The following is a 3,532-nucleotide window of genomic DNA, read 5'->3' as shown; positions in this document are numbered from 1 at the left end:
TTTGGTTGCGGGGGCAGGATTTGAACCTGCGGCCTTCAGGTTATGAGCCTGACGAGCTACCGGGCTGCTCCACCCCGCGTTATGAGTTCGCGGGGATTTCCCGGGAACGGATCGTAAGTTTGGTTTTGCTTACGTAGTAATTCAAATGATGCAGGCGTTTTGATGTGGCCTTTTGTGCCTCATTTGAGGCTGAGTTCGAGAAGAGAAGATTTTCATGCGTTTTGCAGACCTGGCAGCGACCTACTCTCCCGCGTCTTGAGACGAAGTACCATTGGCGCTGGAGCGTTTCACGGCCGAGTTCGGAATGGGATCGGGTGCAGCCGCTCCGCCATAACCACCAGGTCAGCGAAACGCATGAATGAGAAGCTGGATTTGATGTGCCTTCAGTCTGACGCTTTACGAAGCAAAGCTTCGCAAGGCCGACTGGCCGTCGCGGCTTATGCCGCGCCCTCCCGGAGGCGTCAGCGGAACTGACTGCCGCGAGGGCAAAATTCCATCATCGCCCTTGGCGATGATGAGCATTGCAAATGGGAACGATCAAGCCAATCGAGTTATTAGTACCGGTAAGCTTCAAGCGTTGCCGCTCTTCCACACCCGGCCTATCAACGTGGTCGTCTTCCACGGCTCTCAGGGAATACTCGTTTTAAGGTCGGTTTCCCGCTTAGATGCCTTCAGCGGTTATCCGTTCCGTATATAGCTACCCTGCTATGCGGCTGGCGCCACAACAGGTCCACCAGAGATACGTCCATCCCGGTCCTCTCGTACTAGGGACAGATCCTTTCAATATTCCTACACCCACGGCAGATAGGGACCGAACTGTCTCACGACGTTCTGAACCCAACTCACGTACCGCTTTAAATGGCGAACAGCCATACCCTTGGGACCTGCTCCAGCCCCAGGATGCGATGAGTCGACATCGAGGTGCCAAACAACCCCGTCGATATGGACTCTTGGGGGTCATCAGCCTGTTATCCCCGGCGTACCTTTTATCCGTTGAGCGATGGCCCTTCCACTCGGGACCACCGGATCACTATGACCGACTTTCGTCTCTGCTCGACTTGTCAGTCTCGCAGTCAGGCAGGCTTATGCCATTGCACTCAGCGAACGATTTCCGACCGTTCTGAGCCCACCATCGCGCGCCTCCGTTACTCTTTAGGAGGCGACCGCCCCAGTCAAACTACCCACCATACATTGTCCCGGACCCGGATAACGGGCCGCGGTTAGACATCCATAGAGATAAGGGTGGTATTTCAAGGAAGGCTCCACAGAAACTGGCGTCCCTGCTTCAAAGCCTACCACCTATCCTACACATGCCACTACGAATGCCAATGTAAAGCTATAGTAAAGGTGCACGGGGTCTTTCCGTCTAACCGCAGGAACCCCGCATCTTCACGGGGAATTCAATTTCACTGAGTCTATGCTGGAGACAGCGGGGAAGTCGTTACGCCATTCGTGCAGGTCGGAACTTACCCGACAAGGAATTTCGCTACCTTAGGACCGTTATAGTTACGGCCGCCGTTTACTGGGGCTTCGATTCAGAGCTTGCACCCCTCCTCTTAACCTTCCAGCACCGGGCAGGCGTCAGACCCTATACGTCGCCTTGCGGCTTCGCAGAGCCCTGTGTTTTTGATAAACAGTCGCTACCCCCTGGTCTGTGCCACCCCCCACTACTTGCGTAATGAAGGGTCACGCTTCTTCCGAAGTTACGCGTGCAATTTGCCGAGTTCCTTCAGCATAGTTCTCTCAAGCGCCTTGGTATACTCTACCAGTCCACCAGTGTCGGTTTCGGGTACGGACTATAAGGAGGAGCTATTTCCTGGGACCACGCAACAGCCCAACCAATCCGATAAGGTTGAACTATCCTGATGATCCGTCACTACCTCCAGGCTCACGAATATTAACGTGATTCCCATCGTCTACGCATTTCTGCCTCGACTTAGGGTCCGGCTAACCCTGCTCAGATTAACTTTAAGCAGGAACCCTTGGACTTTCGGCGGGGGTGTCTCTCACACCCCTTACGTTACTCATGTCAGCATTCGCACTTCTGATACCTCCAGAAGCCCTCACGGGTCTTCCTTCGCAGGCCTACAGAACGCTCCGCTACCGCTTGCAGCAAGCTGCAAACCCAAAGCTTCGGTGTATGGCTTTAGCCCCGTTACATTTTCGGCGCAAAGACCCTTATTTAGACCAGTGAGCTGTTACGCTTTCTTTAAATGATGGCTGCTTCTAAGCCAACATCCTGGTTGTTTTGGGATCCTCACATCCTTTCCCACTTAGCCATAACTTGGGGACCTTAGCTGTTGGTCAGGGTTGTTTCCCTCTTCACGACGGACGTTAGCACCCGCCGTGTGTCTGCCGAGTAGTACTCCCAGGTATTCAGAGTTTGGTTAGGTTTGGTAATCCGGTAAGGACCCCTAGCCCATCCAGTGCTTTACCCCCTGGGGTATTCGCTCGACGCTCTACCTAAATAGATTTCGCGGAGAACCAGCTATTTCCGAGTTTGATTGGCCTTTCACCCCTAGCCACAAGTCATCCCGAACTATTGCAACAGTTATGGGTTCGGTCCTCCAGTAAGTGTTACCTTACCTTCAACCTGCTCATGGCTAGATCACTCGGTTTCGGGTCTAATGCATCGAACTGAACGCCCTGTTCAGACTCGCTTTCGCTGCGCCTACACCTACCGGCTTAAGCTTGCTCGATACACTAAGTCGCTGACCCATTATACAAAAGGTACGATGTCACCCTTGCGGGCTCCATCTGTTTGTAGGCAACCGGTTTCAGGTACTTTTTCACTCCCCTCGTCGGGGTGCTTTTCACCTTTCCCTCACGGTACTAGTTCGCTATCGGTCATGCACGAGTACTTAGGCTTCGAAGGTGGTCCTCCGAATTTCAGACAGGATTTCACGTGTCCCGCCTTACTCAAGGATATCAGATTGCATTACGCATACGGGGCTATCACCCATGTCGCCCAACTTTCCAGATGGTTTTGCTTGTCTCACTGATACCGCTGGCCTGGTCCGGGTTCGCTCGCCGCTACTACCGGAGTCTCTGTTGATGTCCTTTCCTACGGGTACTTAGATGTTTCAGTTCCCCGCGTTCGCCACTTTACCCCTATGTATTCAGGGTAAGTTACCTTTAAACAATACTTGGAAACCACAGCAGCAAATTGCTCTGCTACTCTGATTTTCCAAGTATTTAAGGTGGGTTTCCCCATTCGGAAATCTACGGATCAAAGGGTATTCGCACCTCCCCGTAGCTTATCGCAGCGTATCACGTCCTTCTTCGCCTGTGCATGCCAAGGCATCCACCAATTGCCCTTAAGACACTTGATCGTTCTCATTTCCAATGCTCATCCAGATTTTTGCACATGAACCTTACTCAAAAGATTTCTCAACCTTTTGGGATCATGCGCATTCCGAATGGATTGGCACAAAAAGACCAGCTTCTCGAGATCTGAACGGTGGCTGCGGTTAAACAGGCCAATCATCTGTAAGGGATTGAGCGTCCCTTACGACAAATCACGCCACCCGAA

1 tRNA gene and 2 rRNA genes are annotated in these 3,532 nt (G+C 52.5%); all 3 read right to left on the bottom strand.

Annotated features, from left to right (window positions below):
- Positions 1-2: 2 nt before the first annotated feature.
- The 3 genes from DY251_RS21030 to DY251_RS21020 all read right to left on the bottom strand — a co-directional run bounded on the left by DY251_RS21030 (position 3) and on the right by DY251_RS21020 (position 3,332).
- Positions 3-79: transfer RNA gene (locus DY251_RS21030), tRNA-Met, on the bottom strand.
- Between the two features lie 148 nt (positions 80-227).
- Positions 228-342 (bottom strand): 5S ribosomal RNA (gene rrf / locus DY251_RS21025).
- 191 nt (positions 343-533) lie between these two features.
- Positions 534-3,332, bottom strand: a 23S ribosomal RNA gene (locus tag DY251_RS21020).
- Between the last annotated feature and the right edge of the window lie 200 nt (positions 3,333-3,532).

Origin of the sequence: Mesorhizobium denitrificans (genome assembly GCF_003403035.1) — a bacterium.
GTDB lineage: Bacteria > Pseudomonadota > Alphaproteobacteria > Rhizobiales > Rhizobiaceae > Mesorhizobium_G > Mesorhizobium_G denitrificans.
The sequence above is the reverse complement of the archived record's forward strand: the minus strand, read 5'-3'. Positions and strand labels throughout refer to the sequence as shown.